The following is a 19,414-nucleotide window of genomic DNA, read 5'->3' as shown; positions in this document are numbered from 1 at the left end:
TATAAGCTCCGTCTATTAACCTTTCAACGAGCCAATCATAACCCCTTTAATAAAATACTTTTGAATAAACGGATAGACCATTACGATCGGCAGTATGACGATAATAATAACGGCAAATTTGATGTTCGTCGCCGTGACATAGGCATATGCGCCGCCAAGCTCCTGCGTTTGCGTTGTCATATCGCCTTCGATGACCATATTCCGCAGCATGACTTGAAGCGGATATTTGACCTTTTCGTTCAAATAGATCAAGGCCGGGAAAAAGCTGTTCCAATGACCTACCGCATAGAACATCGATATCGTCGCAATGATGGGCGCGGAAAGCGGAAGCAGTATTCGCGCCAGCACCCTGAGCTCGCCCGCGCCGTCCATATGGGCCGATTCGAACAGTTCATTCGGTATGCCCTGGAAGAACGTTCGCATAATAATCATATTCCAGGCGCTGATAGCTCCGGGAATGATTAACGCCCACATCGTATTGACCATGCCCAGCTTTTGCACAAGCAGATAGGAAGGAATTAAACCGCCGCTGAAAAACATCGTAACGACAATCATAACGGTAAAGAAGCCGCGTCCGAAAAATTCCTTTCTCGAAAGAGGATAGGCGCACAATACAGTGCAGCTCAAATTGACAATCGTGCCGACAAGCGTATATATAATTGTATTCAGGTAAGCCCTGACCACAAAGGGGTCGGCAAGAATAAGCCTGTACGTATCCAGATTGACGCCTGTCGGCCAGAAGTGGACGGAACCTTTCATAACTGCATAGCCATCGCTGATAGAGACAATAAAGATATAATATAAGGGATAAAATGTTATCATGATCAGGGCAATCATGATGAAATAATTCGCGATATCGAATAGACGAGAACCAACGCTCCTCTTCTGTCCCAATGTTTCATGCCCCTTTACCAAAGACTCGTTTCACTTAATCGCTTGCTGATTCGGTTCGCAGCAGTCAGGAACACGACTGAAATAACGGAGTTAAACAGTCCGACGGCCGTAGCGTAGCTGAAATCACTCGAAATCAATCCTCTGCGATACACATAGGTCGAGATTACATCCGACGTCTCAAAGTTCGAAGGATTGTATAACAGCAATATTTTCTCGAACGAGACCGAAAGCACCGCGCCTATGTTGAATAGAAGCAAAATAATGATCGTTGGCGCAATAGACGGCAACGTAATATGCCTCATCTGCTTCCACCGATTGGCACCGTCAATCCGCGCCGCCTCGTACAAGTCCAGATCAACTGTCGTGATGGCCGCCAAGTAGATGATCGATCCCCACCCGATTCCTTGCCAGATCTCGGAACCGATATAGATCGATCTGAACCACTCGGGAATCATCAGGAAATGCCTCGGACTTATTCCAAGCAGTTGCAAGGCATCATTCAGCAAACCCTCGAAGGACAATAAATTGACGATCATGCCCACAACGACTACTGTGGAGAGAAAATGCGGCAAGTAGCTGACCGTTTGCACAAACCGTTTGAACGTCTGATTTCTAAGCTCGTTCAGCAATAGAGCGAGAACAATCGGCGCCGGGAAGAAAAAAACCAAATGATAAATGCCGAGCAGCATCGTATTGCGCAACAGCTTGTAAAAATACGGCTCGGTTAAAAACTCCCGAAAATACTTAAAGCCGACCCACGGACTGTCCAGCACGCCCTGAAACACATTATAATCTTTGAAAGCAATTAAAACGCCAAACATCGGAACATAGTGAAAGAGAACATAGTACGCAAACGGAATGAAAAAAATAACATAATAAATTTTGCTTTTTGCCATAGACCTTTTGACACGATGAAAATCCAAGACGTTATTCAAAATCGCTTACACCCCCTTTCCGGAATTACCCCAACTATAAGTCCGGCTGCAGGTGAAGCCAATGTTCAATCGCAGGTTGTATGTGCCATTTTTCTCACTAGCTCGTTTCAGGGGTGGTTTGGGGCGATTTTGCCGCAAAAAACAAAAAAATAGCTCCCCCGATCAGGCATATTCGGAGTCGCTATCCCTTTCTGTCATGCTTATCTTGCGAGACGAACGGCAATGCCGAACCCGTTGCACGGTACGAGGCGATTCAGGCGCTTGTCGCATCAAAGTTCTCTTGGGCAAACAACCAAGTTCAATTGCCATGGAGACATATACCCAATCATCCGGTACATTCGGCGCATAACCTACAACGTATCCAAAACGTAAGGAGGTGCATGTAACAATGTCCGGTTGCGTTGGTGGTGCTTATAATAACGTAGGTGCTATTCTGGTTCTGTTTATTCTTCTGGTGATTATCGCTTGCAGCTTCGGCTTCGGCGGCTACGGTGGCAAATGGTACTAATACTTGTCAATATGTAACCTCCATGCATAAGTGACATGTTTAGCCCTCTTGCCCGTAGACAGGTAAGGGTGTTCCCCCGGCTCTGCTTCGGGATTGCGGCACCCTTGCCGACTTCCCTACTTGATTGCATGATCGCGCAAGCTTCGAGGCTGAATCGGCCGAGCGGAAGCTTGCGCTTTTTGCTTTTGCTATTGCTTTGCTTGGCGGCGGCAATCGTCATTACCGCCAATATAATCTGCGGAAGGCGTTCGGCGTCATGCCCGTCTGCTTGCGGAAGGCGGATACGAAGTGACTTTCGTCGCGATATCCCGTCGCGTAAGCAATCTCCTTGACCGACATGCCGGAATGGGCGGCCAGCATATCCTTCGCCTTCTGCAGCCTGACGCCGATCAGATACGCATAGGGGCTGATGCCTATCGCGGCTTGGAACAGCGCAGACAATCGCTGCGGCGTTAGATGCATATGCCCCGACATATCGGACAGAGATAGCGACGGATCGGAATACCGCTCATCCAGCCACTGAATGAGCGGTATCAGCCGGTCTCGCTTCGCCGCTGCGGATGCGCTGGCATTGGGCGTGCCGAATTGCTTCAGCCGGACCAGGAAGTCGTATATATCCGATGTACTGGCGGTACCGCCGTATTGGGGCTCCTCCATCGCCTTCCTCACCATGGCATCCAGCGCCTCCTCCAGCCGCTCACGCTGTCCGATGCCGTACTGGTACGGGTACGGCAGACTCAGTCCCGACAAGATGTGGCCCGCAAGCGCTCCTTCGAACGTCACGAACAGAATGGACCAGTCGGCGCCCGTCGATTCGTAGCTGTGCGGCATATGCGGCGGCATCAGGAAGCCTTGACCGGGATGCAGCAGATGAGAACCGGCTTCGTAGCGGAATTCGCCGCAGCCTTCCACGGTCTGCAGCCATTGATAAGCCGGATATCCCTTCTTCCTTCTAATTGGACCTTGTCTCGGCAGATAGCCTGTGCTCTCCACATACAGCGGCAATACTTTATCCCTGTCCGTTACTTGCAGATGCTTGCGGAAGCCCGTACGCATCTCTCACCCTCCCTCCATGCTGCTCGTATTCATATTCTCTTATTCTGTTAGTAGCAGTTTACTATATAAGCATCCTTTCACGAAATAGCCGCATTCAGATTTTTATATTAATGAATAGAATTGTTATATATCGCATACTTCCGCCCTCTTCTATACTGGAATTAATCTTCACGTTGAATAAGAGAAAGGCGGTTGGTTGATCTCATGCGTACAAAATGGTCTATGAATGCGGATTGGCGTTTTTTTCGAGGAGAAATGGAGCTGGCGTGGGATAGCGGCTTCGACGACAGCGGATGGGAGATCGTGCATGTTCCCCATTCGGTGAGGGTAGAGCCCGCGCATTGCAGCGGCGGGGTGAACTACCAAGGCGCGGCATGGTACCGCCGCCATTTTCATGTGCCACAGGAATCCTCCGGCAAGAAGCTCTTCCTTCACTTCGAAGGGGCGAAGCATACGGCAGAAGTATGGGTGAACGGGCAACGGCTCGGCATCCATTACGGCGGCTATCTCCCCTTCACCTTCGATATAACGGACTGTGTGCATGCCGATGGGAAGACGGACAACATTGTAGCGGTGAAGCTCGACAATTCCGATATGGCGGACGTCCCGCCCGGCAGACCCCAATCGGAGCTCGACTTCTGTTACTTCGGCGGATTGTATCGCCATGTATGGCTGCTGGAGACGGACAAGCTCCATATTACGGATGCGATCCATGCGGACAAGGTGGCCGGGGGAGGCCTATTCGTCACCTATCCTTCCGTCTCGGAGGAAGAGGCGGTCGTCGATGTGGCCGTGCATGCAAGCAACGAATACGGGGCAGCGAAGGTGTGCACGGTCCGGGCCAGACTGATCGACGACAGCGGGGTAACGATAAGCCGGGAGGATAGTACGGCGCTGGCAATCCCGCCGCATGATGATGCGACGTTCCGCCTGCAGCTTATCGTCGGCTCACCCCGACTGTGGCATCCCGATCTTCCTTATCTATACAAGCTGGAGACGGAGATTTGGCAGGATGATGCGTTAGTGGACAAGACCGTTACTGGGATCGGCATTCGGCGGTTCCGCTTCGATCCGCAGGAGGGCTTCTTCCTTAACGGGCAGCGTCTGAAGATCAACGGGGCCAACCGGCATCAGGAGTACGTCTACATCGGGGACGCACTGCCGGATTCGCTCCATCGGCGCGATGCGATCAAGCTGAAGCAAGCCGGCTTCAACTTCATCCGGCTCGGCCATTATCCGCAATCCGAAGCCTTCATGCGGTCTTGCAACGAGTTAGGGCTCATGTGCGTCGTGCCGGTGCCGGGCTGGCAATGGTTCCGTGACAACGGGACGTTCCGAAGCCGCTCTTATCAGGATGTACGGGACATGGTGCGGAAGGATCGCAATCATCCTTGCGTCATATTCTGGGAACCGATCCTGAACGAGACGAATTATGACGAGGACTACGCGCGCACGACATATGCTATCGTTCATGAGGAATACCCCGGCGATCAATGCTATGCCGCCTGCGATATGTCCCGTCCGGCTTGGGAGAGCTACGACATCGTCTACGGTCATCTCAACCTCGCCATTCCTGCCCACAAGGTTCAGTTCAAGCGAGAGTTCGGCGACAATTACCGTGAACAATTCGGCCCGCAGAAGACACAGAACCGCTGCTCCAGAGGAGACAGAGACTTCTATAATGGCGGAGAAGGTGCCATGCTGCGCTCTGCAATGGAGAGGCTCGACTACATCGATTCTTACTTCGGGACAGCGAAAATGGCGGGCTTTGCCCTGTGGACCGGCATCGATCACAATCGGGGATATATGGACAACATTGCCGCTACAGGGGTGCTGGATCTGTACAGGCTGCCGAAATTCAGCTACTACATGTACAGCAGTCAGCGGCAGCCTGTGCTTATCGACGGGGGCGCGGCTGGAACGGCAGCGGCTCCTACCTCATCGTCCCTAGCGACAGCCGTTTCATCGAGTGGGCCCCTCGTCTTCATCGCCAACTACTGGAGTGCTGACGGCCCGGAGACTAGGGATATCGTCGTCTTCAGCAACTGCGACGAGATCGAGCTGACGCTGAATGGCCGGTCACTGGGGCGCAAGGGACCGGAGCGAACTTACAGCGGTGTGCCTCATCCGCCGTTCCTCTTCAAGGATATCGCCTTCGAGCCGGGGGAGCTTGCTGCCAGAGGCTGGATCGAAGGGGAACTCGCGGCGGCGCATAAGGTTCGTACGGCCGGGAAGCCGCATCGCCTACGGCTTGACGCCGATCATTGCGGCATCGACCTAATCGCAGACGGCTCCGATCTGATAATGGTCCATGTGTATGTCGAGGATGAGCATGGTACGAACGTAACGGATGCCTACCCTTCTATCGCTTTCAGGATCGAAGGTCCCGGACGGATTGTCGGCGATGGCGATCCCCGTACGGGAGCGAATCCCGTTACGGCAGAGGCAGGAGCCGGCGGTGTGCTCGTGCAGGCCACGAAGGAGCCGGGACAGATAACGATCTATGCGCTAAGCGAAGGACTGGAGGGCGCTGTTATTCGCCTTGCCTCCCAGCCGGATCGGAAGCGGCATGTCTCGGGCTTGCCGCAGCAACCGCCCAAGGGAACGATTCATTATGAAGCGGATGTGACTCATAAGCCGGTAACGTATAATTTGAGAGAGTTCAATCTGGCATTCGGCAAGCGAGTGACGGCAAGCTCCGAGCAGACAGAGTATCCCGCTTCAGCAATTACGGACAGCAGTCTCCTCTCGAGTTGGCGTGCTGCGGAGGGTACGAATACGCCGCAATGGCTAATTGTGGACTTGGAAGGCGATTACGATCTTACCGGCTGCAAAATATGGTGGGAGAGCGATCATACGACATATAGCTATCGCATCGACGTATCTGCAGACGGCAGTCAGTGGAAGGCTTTGCTGGAGAAGGAAGGTACGGGGCAAGACATCAAGCCGGATGCGCTAACCGCATGGTCGGTCAGGTACATCCGCATTAACGTTACGGCGGTCAGCAATGGACTGCCTGCCATCTACTTGCTAGGCATCTACGGCATGAAGGCGGGCACGGCCAGATAATCCGTCTCGGCCGGCTCACACAAAGTTGACATAGACGCGCCTTCTCAGGACTCTTTCGTATGCTGCACAATGCAGTATACACTAGACGGCCTCAGGCGCGCCTTTTCGGTACTCTTGCGTATGCTGCATACTAGACAGGTTCAGGAACGCTCCAGTCCATGAGCCGCCACCTATCATTGAACATTCGGACGCTCCCCGCTCTCCAACCGATGCCGCATCCTTTGCAGCCAACAAACCGGCCACTTCCCAACATCCAACCGATGCAGCATCCCTTGCAGCCATCGTACCAGCTACTTCCCACCTTCCAACCGATGCCGCAATCCCTTGCAGCCAACAAACCAGCCACTTTCAACGATACAAGCGGAGCTGCGGCCTACAGATTGATTCGTTCTTTGCAATGCAAATTGAGCAATCTCAATTGGGGGCTGAATACATAGGGATGAAAGGAATGGGATTGCCAGCATGCTTCATATTCTGGATCGTCGCTGCCCGAATATTGAATACAAGCCGCGAACATGAGATAGTTAGAAGAAGAGATGCGAGTTAGAGGGGAATCGAACATGGCACATACATTGGAATCTATCGCCAAGCTGGCGGGAGTATCGCGCGGGACTGTATCGCGCGTCATTAACGGACAACCCGGCGTAAGGGAGGAAGTGCGCAAGAAGGTGCTTGAAGTTATCCGCGAGCATCAATACCAACCGAATATGCAAGCGCGGGGACTGGCCGGAGGCAAGACGGAGAATATTGGCGTCGTCGTGTTCGGGCTGACCCCTTCGTTTTTAAGCCACCATATATTCTATGAAGTCATTCAGGGCATTCAAGAGCATGTGGCATCGCGCGCCTATGATCTGCTGCTGTTCGCGGATCGCAGACCGTATGACATGGATTATTGGCGCATGATTGCCGACAAGAGGAAGATTGACGGTCTCATCGTCATGGGAGAAGACATACAGGACGAATACTTGCAATACTATTACGACAAAAAACTGCCCTTCGTACTTGTAGGCAAAAGACTCGCGTCGGACATTCCGCTCCATTGCGTCACCTCGGACTATAGTGATGGGGTAAATAAAGCGGTAACACATCTAATTGCTGGCGGTAAGAAACGCATTCTTTATATTAGCGGATATAGCGGAACCTACCATGAATCCAAGCGATATGAAGGCTATTGCGATGCGCACCGGCAAGCCGGTTTACCGGCTGACCCGCAATTGATCGTGGCAGGCTATGCGGAGGAGCAGCGAGCTTACGAGGTAATTCGGCAGCTGGTGCAGGATGGAAGGACGTTTGACGCTATCTTCGCTGCCAATGATATTATGGCGCTGGGTGTCGTCAGAGCGCTACAGGAACGAGGGCTTCGTGTTCCCGAGGATATCGCTGTCGTCGGTTACGATGATATTGCGGCTGCGCGATACGCCAACCCTCCGTTGTCGACAGTGCGGCAGGACAAGAGCGGCCTTGGCGAAGCCGCAGCTCGCATGCTGCTTGGCCGGCTTGCCGGGGAGCTCGATCCCTCTCAGTCGCATGACATCTATATTCCGAATGAACTGATCGTACGATCCAGCAGTTAAGACATTGCAGGGCAGCTGCAGGATGGATATTCACGAAGTTGTCTATTCGTCCTTGGCAGATGTGATCGGGACAATTTACTGTTGAGGGGCTAAGGCATTTTCAAAATGCCATGGCTCTAGACACATCTGCTCTGCTGCTCTTCATCATCGCTATCCGCTTCATACTGCAACACGTATCGTACTCTGGCCTTTTGGCCACCTCTTCCCCATCCCTTTTTCTCAGGAACTTCATATCGCGCTTCTTCCAGTCGCTTCACCATTCCCTTTACTCAGGAGCATCATAGCGTGCTTTCTCCAGTCACTTCACCATCCCTTCTACTCAGGAGCGTCATATCGTACTTCTCCCAGTCGCTTCACTATCCCCATTACTCAGGAGCATCATAGCATTGCTTCTTCCAGTCGCTTCATCCCCTTTACTCAGGAAGATCATTGTTTCCTTTTTCAGTTCCTGAGCTAATGGGAGAGTAACACGTCGCGTTTTCCGCATATGTTATTGACGCTCATCCTGAGTTAATGGAATAGTGTGACTGGCGTTTTTGAGCCCTTGCTGCGCTTCTTCATCCTGAGCTATTGGGAGAGTAAGGCCTTCGTTTTCCGCCCCGTGATAGTCTCCTTCATTCTGAGTCAAGTTGCATCCCATCCATCGCATTTATGGGAACAAATCATTATTTCATCTAAAATTATTCCTTGCCCTCTCTATACGCATCATGTACAATTAACCCATAGTTGGGAGCGCTCCCATACATTTGAGACCATTCCCCTTATTCATGTTCTCTTGTTGTCTTGTTGTCTTGCATAATAAATCTACCAGTAAGGTTGTGATTGAATGATGTCCACCACGAACGAGTTATTCGATGTAGCCGTCCTTGGAGGCGGACCAGCAGGCATTACGTCAGCACTAGCCGCAGCACGCAGCGGAGCCAAGACGATCTTAATAGAACGTTATGGATTTCTAGGCGGCATGTCTACCGCTGCGCTTGTCTATCCCTGGATGACCTTCCACACCGCAGCCGGCGATCAAGTAATTCGTGGTATTGCCCAGGAAATTGTCGAAAGATTAATGGCTATGGGCGCTTCACCCGGCCATTTGCGGGATACGATCGGATTTGTCCATACCGTTACTCCCTACGATGGCGAGAAGTATAAGCTGCTTGCTTTCGACATGCTGCAGGAAGCCGGCGTTACTCTAATGCTGCATTCCTTCATAACCGGTGCAGATGCAGAGGATGGCCGTATTCGTTCAGTTACTCTCCATAACAAGAGTGGCGTCGCTTCCATTCAAGCCTGCTGCTATATCGACGCTACCGGAGACGGTGATGTCGCTTATTACGCCGGAGCGCCTTGGGAGATGGGCAACGAGGAGCAGAAGGTACAGCCGATGACGATGAAGTTCCGCCTGAAAGGCGTGCGTCACGATGCGGTCAAGCAATATATGCAAAGCCATCCGGAACAGTTCTACAGTAAATCGCTCATTGATCAGCTTGACGAATTACCCCTCACCGGGATTATGGGCTATTACGATCTATGGCAAAAAGCCGCGCTGCCGATTGCCAGAGACGGTGTGCTGATGTTCGCCGGTCCTGGAGAAGATGAAGTGCTCGTCAATATTTCCCGCATCTCCGGGCTGGACCCGACCAATACGGCGCATTTGACCAAAGCGGAGATGGAAGGCCGCAAGCAAGTGTTCCAGTTGGAGCAATTTTTCCAAACCTATATTCCCGGCTTTGAGAACGCCTATGTGTCGCAAGTAGCGCCGCAAATCGGCGTCCGGGAAACCAGACGTATCATTGGCGAATACATCCTGACAGGAACGGATGTGCTAAGCGCCCGCAAATTCCATGATTGCATTGCGCGCAGCGGCTATCCTATTGATATTCACGATCCGAAAGGTGCCGGAGTCACCGCCAACTTTATTGCCGAAGGCGGAGCCTATGATATTCCATACCGTTCCATAGTGCCGAAAGGAATGGTCAACTTGTGGTTGGCAGGCCGCTGTATCTCCACCTCTCATGAGGCGCAAGCGACAGCAAGGCTGACGCCAAGCTGTATGGCGCTAGGGCAAGCTGCCGGCACAGCCGCGGCCTTGGCCGCCAAGCAAGATTGCTCGGCAAGCGACCTCTCCATAGAGCAATTGCAGCAGGCCCTCCTTGATGCGGGCGCAGAGCTTGGGAAGTAGCTTGCTGAACGATAAGAGAAATCCCAAGGCAACTGATTGAACGGCTTCAGGCAACGTAGCTTCGGTTGCGCTCGGAAAGTAGCTTGTTGAGCAGCCGAAAGCTATGAATCCTCGGCTGGAGTACGGAAATCGGCGAGACTTCATCAAGTCTCGCCGATCTCCAGTTCTAGCTACGATTAGCGCCATTCGTCCGCTGCCGATTCACATCGGACAACCACCTCAGCGCGTCTACTCCTCTGCCGCCATGAACTCCGCTGGAAATTGCGAAGATGCTCATTGCTCCCCTTTGTATTTAATCTTCCATACAGGCTTGGTGATATTGCGGTATTTTCATATGCTTTCAAGCTTCAAAATAGACTAAAATAAGGATATGCGAACTTGTAAATGAACGGTGAAGAGATGTGATGATGACATGACCTATAAAGAGCTTCTGGCGATAGCGGCTACTCTGCTGACGTATATAGGCTTCATTCCCTATATACGCTCCATCCTGCTTGGGAAGATAAAGCCGCATATATTCTCCTGGATTATATGGGGAGCCGGTACGCTGAATGGCAACAGCCCTTCCCTCTCTCCGTGAAGAGAATCGGAAGGGCTGTTGCAATCGGTCCGGCTACAAGCTCACACCCTCCGTCACGTGAACCGGGGGTAAATCATCGAAATCCGACATCAGATGTATTCAAATTCATCGATAGTTGGTATGATGGTCATAGCAATATGGATGAACAGATCACAGGAGGATGCATACATGAATTGGAGCTACTTCAAATCCAAGCTGTTCTTGAAATATATATGGTCTTACCTATTCATTCTGCTGATCCCGCTGGTGCTGACCACCGTCTTCATCTATCAGAACGCCGTCAGCAATCTGCAGTCCGAGATCGAGCATTCCCGGCTGAGCCAGCTGACGCAAGCCAAAGTAATGGTCGACGGGCGGATGAAGGAGCTGAATGAGGTGGCCTCCCGCATCTCCTACGACACCAGGCTGACCGCCTATCGGGTGCATGACCCCTACTTCATCAGAGAGGCTATCCAGGCGCTTGACCAGTACAAGTCGACCAGCTCAATTGTGGACGAGCTGCTTCTTTATTTCCGCGGAGACAACGATATTTATTCTACACAAGGCTTATACAGCTTTGATGTGTTTTCGGAAACATTTGCATTTCGCAACTGGAAAAAAGAAAGCGTTTTAAAAGACTTGAACAGCATGACCTTCCGCGCGATGCGACCAGCGGATACCGTGCTCCTGAAGGGCAATATCGAGTCCTCCATACTGGCATATCTGGTGCCCATTACGCCCAATAGCCCCAATCCGCACGGCATGGTCATGTACTTCATCAAGGAAAACGAGCTGACAAGCCTGATCGACTCCGTACTGGGCAATTACAAGGGCGCCACCTATATTCTGGACCAGAACGGACGGCTGCTCGTCGACAATTGGCAAGGAGAAGCATTGCCGAGGGACCAGGCGGAAAGCCTGGCCGGACTTGCTCCCGGCATCCATAACAAGGAGATTAACGGCAAGCCCCATTCCATCGTATCCGTCTCATCGGACAGCAACGGCTGGTCCTATGTGACGGTTATGCCGAGCGAGCAATTTTTCAGCCGGGTCGTCCATGTGCGCAGCTTTATTATCATGCTGTTCATCATTACCCTTCTCGCGGGAGTAGCGATTGCGCTCGTACTGGCAAGAATGCAGTACAGGCCGATCTCCACGCTTGTAGAATTCGCCACTTCCGGCTCTGAGGAGAAGCATGCGGAGGAAGGAGGCGCGAGGAGAGGCAATGAGCTGGAACGCATTCGCACAGCTCTGCAGCATTACAGCTCGCGAATCGATATGCAGGAGCCATACGCCCGCAATCACTTCCTGTCCATCCTGCTCAAGCACGGTCATGCGAACAATATGACCCCGGAGCTGCAATCCTCGTTCAACCTGCAATTCGACCGCTCCCATCTATTCGTTATCGTGATGGAGTGGGAAGAGATGAAGGATTCCGAGGAAGAGCGCAAGGAGCGGCAAGATATGATGGAGATGCTGCTGCATATCGACTTTCCCGAGCTGTCCGCTCATGCCTATGGCGTCGAGCTGACGCAGCTGGAGCGAATCGCGCTCATCGTCAACTTCCATTACGATGAATCGCAAGCGGAGCTATACGCCTTGCGTCCTATCGTCGAAGCTGTCCGCTTAACCATCCTGGATACCTTCGATGTAGCGCCGGCGATCGGCGTCGGTACATGCTACCGAAGCCTGAACCAGCTGAACCAGTCCTTCATCGAGGCGTGCTCCGCCATCCAATGGCGCGCGTCCGGCAACGGCGGAGGGCATGTGTCCTACTTCGAGAAGCTGCAGCATACGCCGGACCGCCCGTTCTGGATACCCGACAGCTCGCTGATGAAGCTGGTCCAGAGCTTGAAGCAAGGCAGCTTCGACGTAGCCGCAGAGGTCATCGGCGATTCTATGCGCCCGCTGCATACACCCGATCTGTCCATCATCTACTTGCGCTGCATCTACTTCGATCTGCTCAATACGATGCTGAAGACGGCCTCGGAGCTGGGCATGGAGCAGCTTGCGCACGATATCGCGCCCAACGTGATGAACAGCCATTCGCCGAATGAGCTCGAAGTCATGCTGAAGTCGCTCGCCTCACGCATTTGCGAGCAAGCAGAGCAGCTTCATGAGACGGAGGAGCAATCCCAGATCGAGCAGATCGTCTCCTATATCGACGAGCATTTCACGGACCAGACGCTGAGTCTGGAGACGGTAGCCTTTCACTTCTCCATCTCTCCCTCGCACTTAAGCCGTTCGTTCAAGGAGAAGATGGAGGTCAACTTTATACAATATATTTGGCAGCGAAGACTGGAGGAGGTTACACACCAGTTGAAGACGACATCCGTTCCTCTAAAGGAGATCATTATCGGCGTCGGCTATCTGGATACGTCCAACTTCATCCGCAAGTTCAAGAAGGAGACCGGCTACACGCCGGGCCAGTACCGCAAGCAGTTCTCGGAGCTGGAGTCGTCATAGAGAAATGGGATAGCAGTTCGCTCAAGATCAAACAAACAGGGCACCGCAAGCGGGTGCCCTGTTCATATCATTCAGTTATTTCGGCTAACCATTCCAATATGTTTAGACTTCGCCAACCATAATCGTCAGCGTAACGGTCCGGGAGTTGTTCGAGCCGTCGGACAGCTCGCCTGTAATGGTCAGGCCATTATTGTCCTCGTCCCATTCATTGACAAGCGAAAAGGATATGCCATCATCCTGCGGGTCCATCACAATTGTATTAAGCTTGCTGATGAGATCAAGGTTATTCACTCCCGCATTAAGGGACTGCGTCAGGAAGTTGGTCGCGAATTGAGACAAATTAACGCCTTCAATTGCGGTTATTTTCAGCGTGGAGGCCTCATTGACGCTAATCGTGCCCTCATCGAGATACCCGTCGTTATAGCTATACTGCAGCGTGATTGTTCCTGTTTCACCATTCGTCAACTGCACGTTCTGACCGTTAATTGTGGCAGCCGTGATGCTCGGAGCCGTCGTATCTGTAACGACAGGAGGAATGTAGACGCCCCCGCCCCCGCCGGCATTCGACAAGCGGTCTGCAATGGACGTATCAATGCTTTTGAGCGTAGTGTACGTCGGCACGCCTTCGATATCTTCCAGTTCGACCTTAATAGGCGATTTAGGCAGCTTCATCGTCTGGCTGAGCTTCTTGTCGGCGTTCTGCTTCACATTGCCTTCGCTGTCTACCGTTACGGTTGAAGCGTTGAACAAGGTGCCGGCTGTCAGATAAGAGCCCCATTCCCGGGTCATCGGCACATTCAGCTGCTGCACCTTCAGAAGCGGGCTATCCTCGCCCACAATACCGGCTTCAATCGCCTGCTCGACAAGCTTGTCGGAATCGTTAAGCATGTCGGCCGGATAGCCGAGCGCTTGCAGATACGCCCGAAGAATCTCGGCGAAAGACGGATTGTCGGAGAGCGTGAGCTTCGACAGATCCAGCTTGTCGTTGGTCATCGTGCCGAGTGCCTTCAGCACATCGTCCTTAGACATCGTTTCCATGCCACCGAAGCGCGATTCGTCGGCGGACATGACGCCTAGCGCGAGCAGCTTGCCGATGGAAGGCTTGTTCTCCTCCTTGACAGTCCGCACTTCTCCTTGCAATTGATCCGTTTCATAAGTGCTGTTGACTAATTGTCCGCGAGTAGCAGGCGCTTGGAAGTCGGAGTCGGAAGAGATCAGTCCCGCACGTAGTGCCGCATCGACATACTTTTGCGCCCAATCCGAGACATCGCCTCCGACCGTAGCGCTATTATCTGGCTGGATGCGCAGCAATCTAGTCAATACAGTGGCCATCTGCTCAGTCGTGACATGGCCGTCCGGATTGAACGTGCCGTTGCCATTGCCCTGCATCAGACCGGCTCTGGACGCAGCCGCAATCTCTTCGTAAGCCCAATGGTCGGTTGATACGTCTCTGAACGTAGTTGAACTTGGAGTGGCGTCGACGTTCAGACCGTCAAGCAGTCCTGCCACTCGGGCGAATTGGGCCCGCGTCATATTCTGATCCAGTCCGGAATCTCCCCTGTCATTCAGGCCCGAGAATATCCCCTTCGCCTTAAGCGCATCGAATTTCTCCTGCGCGGTCATACCGTCCGCACTGGCTACGCCTACGGATACACCTAAGGCAAGCGCTGCCGACAATATTACTGCTTTTGTCATCTTCATAATTAGCTGCTCCTCCAAAGAAATTTTAATAGCTTTAATAGTTATCGGCATCTATGGATAAAATTTTCATAGCTTTTTTCAATTATCGGACATTTTTTTAGTTCGAAAGAACCTTTCCATATTTTCTCATTAAGTCTAATTACCCTTTAACATCCAGTTCGTCCGTTTCACATGGTAAAGCTTATCATGTCCTTCGTCGCAAATATTAGCTGTACTGCCGCTCATATGCACACTTTCTCTGTTCCAGACCATCCCTCATATCTTACACCTGCTCATTCGCGCACCATTCGCGCTCCAACTTTCGCTACGACATCCATCCAAGCCACCGCATCCGCATTCCTCTCATAGAACGTGAACAAATCCCTCGACGGAAGGTTGATAGGCTTTTCCATTCGTTCTTCGAACGTTCTTACGGTTGCCCTCGAGCTTAATGCGTCTCATATCACACATTGTTTGCTTTAACGGTCGCGACCGAGCCTATTTCTCGCTGTGACACCCGATATTGCACTTTCCGAGTCAAATAAGCGCAATGGCGATCGTTAGCCTCCAAATTCGCCCCTTTAGAGCCAATTAGGCTCAGTGGCAACCGTTACAATCGCTCCCCGCCAAAGCAACTCCACAAAGCGGGCATTGCTTCGAAACTTAATCAGGTAATTTGCCGGGACCCCGGAACTTTCACGCTTTATCTACAAGAAAGCCGGCCGCGCGCAGGCGGCCGACTTCCTTCAGCAATACAATGCTATATGCTCTTTAGCGGTCAACCGCGCTTTGATACAGCTCTACGATGCGGTCGCTGCCCATCTTCTTCAGCTGAGCGACATACTTATCCCAGTTCTCCAACGGCTCTTGCCCCGTCACGAACTTCGCTTCCATCTGCTTCACATACGTATCCAGATCGGACAGCAGCGTGGACGCTTCCGTCTGCTCTTCGTTGTTCAGATAGACGTTGCGCATAGGCGGCTTGGAGATCGGCACCAGCTTCTCTTCGTTCTCCTTGTCAATCCACAGATCGAACTCACTGCGAAGACCGATATTTACATCATTGGAATGCATGCCCGGCGTCAGAATGCCGTAGTTCGGCGTCAGCTTGCCGCGATATTCCTCGCGCTCGCTGCCGTCCGGAACCGGAAGCCATTCCTTCTCTTTCTTCTCCTTGTCCTTATATTGCCATAGCAAGCCTTCCGGCCCTTGACCGAACAGTGTCGCTCCTTCATAGCTGTACATATAATCGACCCAGCGCATCGTCGCTTCCGGATTCGGGTTGCTGCTCGTGATCGCGAACGTGCCGTTCGCAGAGATGCCAGGATGCTTGCCGTACACCGGAGTGCCCGCAATTTCGCTCGCCACCGGCGTCATCAGCGGATTGTTCTGACTTGGCTCTTCATCCAGCGTGAAGTATGGGAAGTAGTCGCTGAACAGCGCAAGCTGCTGGTTTTTCCCCTTCGCTTTCTTCTGCTCGTTCGTCTGCGAGAACGTCTCGTGATCCAGCAGCTCCTCCTTCCACAGACGATTCAAGAACGTCAAGTAGCCTTTATACCCTTCCTCTTGCGGCGTATAGTGTACCTTGTTTTCTTTGTCCGCATACACCTTCTCGTTATAGATGCCCCAGAAGCCGAGGAAGTACATCCGCAGATCGTCCAGCTTGACGGAGGTGAGCGGAATCTCATCCGCCTTGCCGTTGCCGTTAGGATCGCTTTCCTTCACCCGCTTCAGATAGTCGTACAGCTCCTCCGTCGTTTTAGGCAGCTCGGTCTGACCCATCGCTTTCAGGAAAGTGCCGTTATACCACACCGGACCTCTATACCAGACCGCAGACAGATTAATATTAGGCAACGCATACATGTGACCGTCCGGCGTCGTGAACGATTGACGGATTTCCGGATGCTCGTCGAATATTTTTTTCAGATTGGGCGCATAGCCTTCGTCAATGTACTTGTCCAACGGCAGCAGAATTCCCTGCGAGCCGTATGTGACCTGCTCCGCCGGCTTAATGTCCGCCGCGAACAGAATGTCCGGCAAGTCGCCGCTGGCGTAGACCAGGTTCTTCTTCGTCTCGAAGCTGTCCTGAGGCGCATTCCGGAATTCCAGCTTAATGCCTGTCAGCTTCTCCATCTCCTGAAGCACAGGCATCTCTTTCCAGTCGGCCACACCTACATCCGGCGCCATCATCGTCAGAGTAACAGCTTCCTTGACAATGGGGAAGCCTTCCTTGCTTACGCCGCCGGCCTCGCCGGATTCTCCCTCTTTGTCGTCGCCTTTAGGCGCTTCGCTAGCCGGCGGTTTGCTGGCCTCGCTATCCTTCTTCTCATCGTTCGGAGACCCGCAAGCTGCGAGCATGGCGATAATCATGACGAAGCATAACAACATGGATGACGCTTTACGGTACTTTACCAAATCCAACCCTCTCCTTTATATGTGATGAATGTATGAGCAAGATCAGCCCTTGACGGAACCGATCATGACACCTTGTACGAAGTAGCGCTGCAGGAACGGATACACCGCGATGATCGGCGCCGTCGCGACGATAATGACTGCGTATCTGACCAGTGCGGCCACCTCCGCCTTGCTGTTCAGTGCGGAAGCTGACGACATATCGATTGCGCCGCCGCCTTGAGCCGACATCTCCTGGAGCACCAGAATTTGCCGAAGCACAAGCTGCAGCGGATACTTGGCCACGTCGTTCAGATAGATCATCGCCGGGAAGTAGCTGTTCCAATGCCCGACGCCGTAGAACAGCGCCATAACGGCAATGATCGGCATGGACAACGGCAGTACGATCTTTATGAATAATAACAGATTGCTGCTGCCGTCAATCTGGGCAGCCTCCTGCAGCTCCGTCGGAATCGACGCCTGGAAGAACGTGCGGGCGACGATAATATTCCAGATGGATGCGGCGGATGGAATGACGATCGCCCAGATCGTATCGATCATGCCGAGCGACTTGATAAGCAGATAAGTCGGCACAAGTCCTCCGCCGAAGAACATGGTCACAAGGAACATGCCCATGAAGAAGTGGCGGCCGGCGAAATCCTTGCGGCTAAGCGCATAGGCGGCCGGTAGCGTGACGAACAGATTGATTGCCGTACCTACCACCGTATAGATAATGGTGTTGCGGTAGCCCATCCATACGTTGTTGTTCTCGAACACCCGAATATAACCGTCGAACGTAATGCCTTTCGGCAGTAGCCACATGTCCCCGGAAGCCACCAGCTTGGGATCGCTTATGGAGGCGCTCATCATGTACAGAACGGGATAAGCCACGATGGCGAAAGCAAGAAATACATAGATATAGTTGCATACAAGAAACACTTTGTCCCTGCCGGACTCCTTCACAGCCGAAATCAATCGCTACACGCCCCTTCTACCATAGACTGTTCTCATTCGTCCGTCGTACAACTTGATTGACGACGATGAGAATAATGGCGTTGATGACAGAGTTGAACAAGCCTACCGCAGTCGAGAAGCTGTATTGGGCGTCCTCAAGTCCCGAGCGGTACACGAACGTCGAGATGACATCCGAGGATTCCATATTGAGCGAGTTTTGGAGCAGCAATATTTTCTCGAAGCCAACTCCCAGGAGACTGCCCATATTCAGGATGAGCAGAATTGTCATCGTCGGAACGATGGTCGGAATGTTAATGTGAATGACCCGTTGAAACCGCGATGCGCCGTCAATAATGGCTGCTTCGTGCTGGCCGGGATCAACGGCTGACAGCGCCGCCAAATAAATGATTGTTCCCCATCCCGCGCTCTGCCATACGCCCGAGAAGACATACATCGTCTTGAACCATCTGGGGTCCGTCAGAAAATCGGGAGAATCGAAGCCAAGCCATTCAATAAAATGAGTGATAATGCCCGTCGATGGGGACAGAAATGTAATAATCATGCCCGCCATGACCACAACCGATATGAAATGCGGAGCATACGTCACCGTCTGTGCCGTCTTCTTGAACACCCCGTTCCGCAGCTCATTGAACGCCAGAGCCAAGATAATGGGGATAGGAAAGCCGATGGCCAGCTCATACAAGCTAATGCTCAGCGTATTCCACAGCAGATCCCAAAAATAATAAGAATTGAAGAAGCGCTCAAAATGATCGAAGCCTACCCACGGGCTATCCAGAAAGCCTTTCGTCGGTATAAAGTTTTTGAACGCGATCTGAATGCCGTACATCGGACCGTACGCAAAAATAAGAAAGTAGAAGAACGCAGGGGCGATAAATACATACAGTTCCCAATTGTGCAAAATTCTTCTCCAGCCCTTGCTCCTGCTTCGTCTCGGCTCCTGAAGCATACTCTTCCCCATACTGCTCTTTGCCTCCAGCATAGCCTCTCTCCTTTCTCTGTATCGTCTAAGCTGCAATCGCTTACATATCCACGATAGCCCACATCCCGATACTCGTAAATATGTGGTTTTTTCCAGCCCGCCTCATCGTGCGCACCTAATAGTAAGCGCTTTCCGAATGCCGTTGGAACATC

14 protein-coding genes are annotated in these 19,414 nt (G+C 52.3%); 6 read left to right on the top strand and 8 right to left on the bottom strand.

Annotated elements, in window-relative coordinates; translation table 11 throughout:
* Positions 1–15: 15 nt before the first annotated feature.
* Positions 16–894 carry a carbohydrate ABC transporter permease gene (locus M6D81_RS22295; protein ID WP_262679274.1) on the bottom strand — a complete coding sequence of 293 codons (879 nt, stop codon included), beginning with the start codon at positions 892–894 and terminating at the stop codon, positions 16–18.
* Positions 895–908: 14 nt separating this feature from the next.
* Positions 909–1,829: an ABC transporter permease gene (locus tag M6D81_RS22290; protein WP_262679273.1), complete on the bottom strand. Its 921-nt coding sequence runs from the start codon at positions 1,827–1,829 to the stop codon at positions 909–911.
* Positions 1,830–2,217: 388 nt separating this feature from the next.
* Here M6D81_RS22290 and M6D81_RS22285 point away from each other — a divergent pair, with 388 nt between their 5' ends.
* Entirely contained in the window at positions 2,218–2,337 is a 120-nt protein-coding gene (locus M6D81_RS22285) for a YjcZ family sporulation protein (RefSeq protein WP_262679272.1), read from the top strand.
* Positions 2,338–2,556: 219 nt separating this feature from the next.
* Here M6D81_RS22285 and M6D81_RS22280 read toward each other — a convergent pair whose 3' ends face one another.
* Complete coding sequence (locus tag M6D81_RS22280) at positions 2,557–3,393, bottom strand: AraC family transcriptional regulator (protein ID WP_262679271.1); 837 nt, start codon at positions 3,391–3,393, stop codon at positions 2,557–2,559.
* 204 nt (positions 3,394–3,597) lie between these two features.
* On the opposite strand from M6D81_RS22280, the gene M6D81_RS22275 reads away from it, so the two are divergent.
* Complete coding sequence (locus M6D81_RS22275) at positions 3,598–6,462, top strand: glycoside hydrolase family 2 TIM barrel-domain containing protein (RefSeq protein ID WP_262679270.1); 2,865 nt, start codon at positions 3,598–3,600, stop codon at positions 6,460–6,462.
* Positions 6,463–6,543: 81 nt separating this feature from the next.
* Here the strand turns inward: M6D81_RS22275 and M6D81_RS22270 are convergent, their stop codons facing one another.
* Positions 6,544–6,744 carry a hypothetical protein gene (locus M6D81_RS22270; protein ID WP_262679269.1) on the bottom strand — a complete coding sequence of 67 codons (201 nt, stop codon included), beginning with the start codon at positions 6,742–6,744 and terminating at the stop codon, positions 6,544–6,546.
* A 278-nt stretch (positions 6,745–7,022) separates the two neighbouring features.
* Here M6D81_RS22270 and M6D81_RS22265 point away from each other — a divergent pair, with 278 nt between their 5' ends.
* The 4 genes from M6D81_RS22265 to M6D81_RS22250 all read left to right on the top strand — a co-directional run bounded on the left by M6D81_RS22265 (position 7,023) and on the right by M6D81_RS22250 (position 13,237).
* Positions 7,023–8,036, top strand: coding sequence for a LacI family DNA-binding transcriptional regulator (locus M6D81_RS22265; RefSeq protein ID WP_262679268.1), 1,014 nt, complete (start codon positions 7,023–7,025; stop codon positions 8,034–8,036).
* A gap of 826 nt (positions 8,037–8,862) precedes the next feature.
* Positions 8,863–10,212, top strand: a complete 1,350-nt coding sequence (locus M6D81_RS22260; protein ID WP_262679267.1) for an FAD-dependent oxidoreductase — start codon at positions 8,863–8,865, stop codon at positions 10,210–10,212.
* A gap of 412 nt (positions 10,213–10,624) precedes the next feature.
* Entirely contained in the window at positions 10,625–10,792 is a 168-nt protein-coding gene (locus M6D81_RS22255) for a TDP-N-acetylfucosamine:lipid II N-acetylfucosaminyltransferase (protein ID WP_262679265.1), read from the top strand.
* A gap of 168 nt (positions 10,793–10,960) precedes the next feature.
* Complete coding sequence (locus tag M6D81_RS22250) at positions 10,961–13,237, top strand: helix-turn-helix domain-containing protein (RefSeq protein WP_262679264.1); 2,277 nt, start codon at positions 10,961–10,963, stop codon at positions 13,235–13,237.
* Positions 13,238–13,339: 102 nt separating this feature from the next.
* Here the strand turns inward: M6D81_RS22250 and M6D81_RS22245 are convergent, their stop codons facing one another.
* The 4 genes from M6D81_RS22245 to M6D81_RS22230 all read right to left on the bottom strand — a co-directional run bounded on the left by M6D81_RS22245 (position 13,340) and on the right by M6D81_RS22230 (position 19,229).
* On the bottom strand, positions 13,340–14,938 hold the full coding sequence (locus M6D81_RS22245) for an S-layer homology domain-containing protein (protein WP_262679263.1): 1,599 nt from the start codon (positions 14,936–14,938) through the stop codon (positions 13,340–13,342).
* Positions 14,939–15,688: 750 nt separating this feature from the next.
* On the bottom strand, positions 15,689–17,332 hold the full coding sequence (locus M6D81_RS22240; protein WP_262679262.1) for an extracellular solute-binding protein: 1,644 nt from the start codon (positions 17,330–17,332) through the stop codon (positions 15,689–15,691).
* Positions 17,333–17,374: 42 nt separating this feature from the next.
* On the bottom strand, positions 17,375–18,283 hold the full coding sequence (locus tag M6D81_RS22235; RefSeq protein WP_262679260.1) for a carbohydrate ABC transporter permease: 909 nt from the start codon (positions 18,281–18,283) through the stop codon (positions 17,375–17,377).
* 16 nt (positions 18,284–18,299) lie between these two features.
* Positions 18,300–19,229 (bottom strand): ABC transporter permease, encoded by a 930-nt coding sequence (locus M6D81_RS22230; protein WP_262679303.1) that lies wholly within the window; start codon positions 19,227–19,229, stop codon positions 18,300–18,302.
* Between the last annotated feature and the right edge of the window lie 185 nt (positions 19,230–19,414).

The organism is Paenibacillus sp. J5C2022 (assembly GCF_025567625.1).
Taxonomy (GTDB): Bacteria; Bacillota; Bacilli; order Paenibacillales; family Paenibacillaceae; genus Pristimantibacillus.
The sequence above is the reverse complement of the archived record's forward strand: the minus strand, read 5'-3'. Positions and strand labels throughout refer to the sequence as shown.

Bases quoted from the DNA above. Each gene is read 5' to 3' on its own strand.
- M6D81_RS22265 (WP_262679268.1), top strand. From the start codon at position 7,023: ATGGCACATACATTGGAATCTATCGCCAAGCTGGCGGGAGTATCGCGC.
- M6D81_RS22270 (WP_262679269.1), bottom strand. From the start codon at position 6,744: ATGGCTGCAAGGGATGCTGCATCGGTTGGATGTTGGGAAGTGGCCGGT.
- M6D81_RS22230 (WP_262679303.1), bottom strand. From the start codon at position 19,229: ATGCTTCAGGAGCCGAGACGAAGCAGGAGCAAGGGCTGGAGAAGAATT.
- M6D81_RS22285 (WP_262679272.1), top strand. From the start codon at position 2,218: ATGTCCGGTTGCGTTGGTGGTGCTTATAATAACGTAGGTGCTATTCTG.
- M6D81_RS22250 (WP_262679264.1), top strand. From the start codon at position 10,961: ATGAATTGGAGCTACTTCAAATCCAAGCTGTTCTTGAAATATATATGG.
- M6D81_RS22275 (WP_262679270.1), top strand. From the start codon at position 3,598: ATGCGTACAAAATGGTCTATGAATGCGGATTGGCGTTTTTTTCGAGGA.
- M6D81_RS22280 (WP_262679271.1), bottom strand. From the start codon at position 3,393: ATGCGTACGGGCTTCCGCAAGCATCTGCAAGTAACGGACAGGGATAAA.
- M6D81_RS22255 (WP_262679265.1), top strand. From the start codon at position 10,625: ATGACCTATAAAGAGCTTCTGGCGATAGCGGCTACTCTGCTGACGTAT.
- M6D81_RS22260 (WP_262679267.1), top strand. From the start codon at position 8,863: ATGATGTCCACCACGAACGAGTTATTCGATGTAGCCGTCCTTGGAGGC.
- M6D81_RS22245 (WP_262679263.1), bottom strand. From the start codon at position 14,938: ATGAAGATGACAAAAGCAGTAATATTGTCGGCAGCGCTTGCCTTAGGT.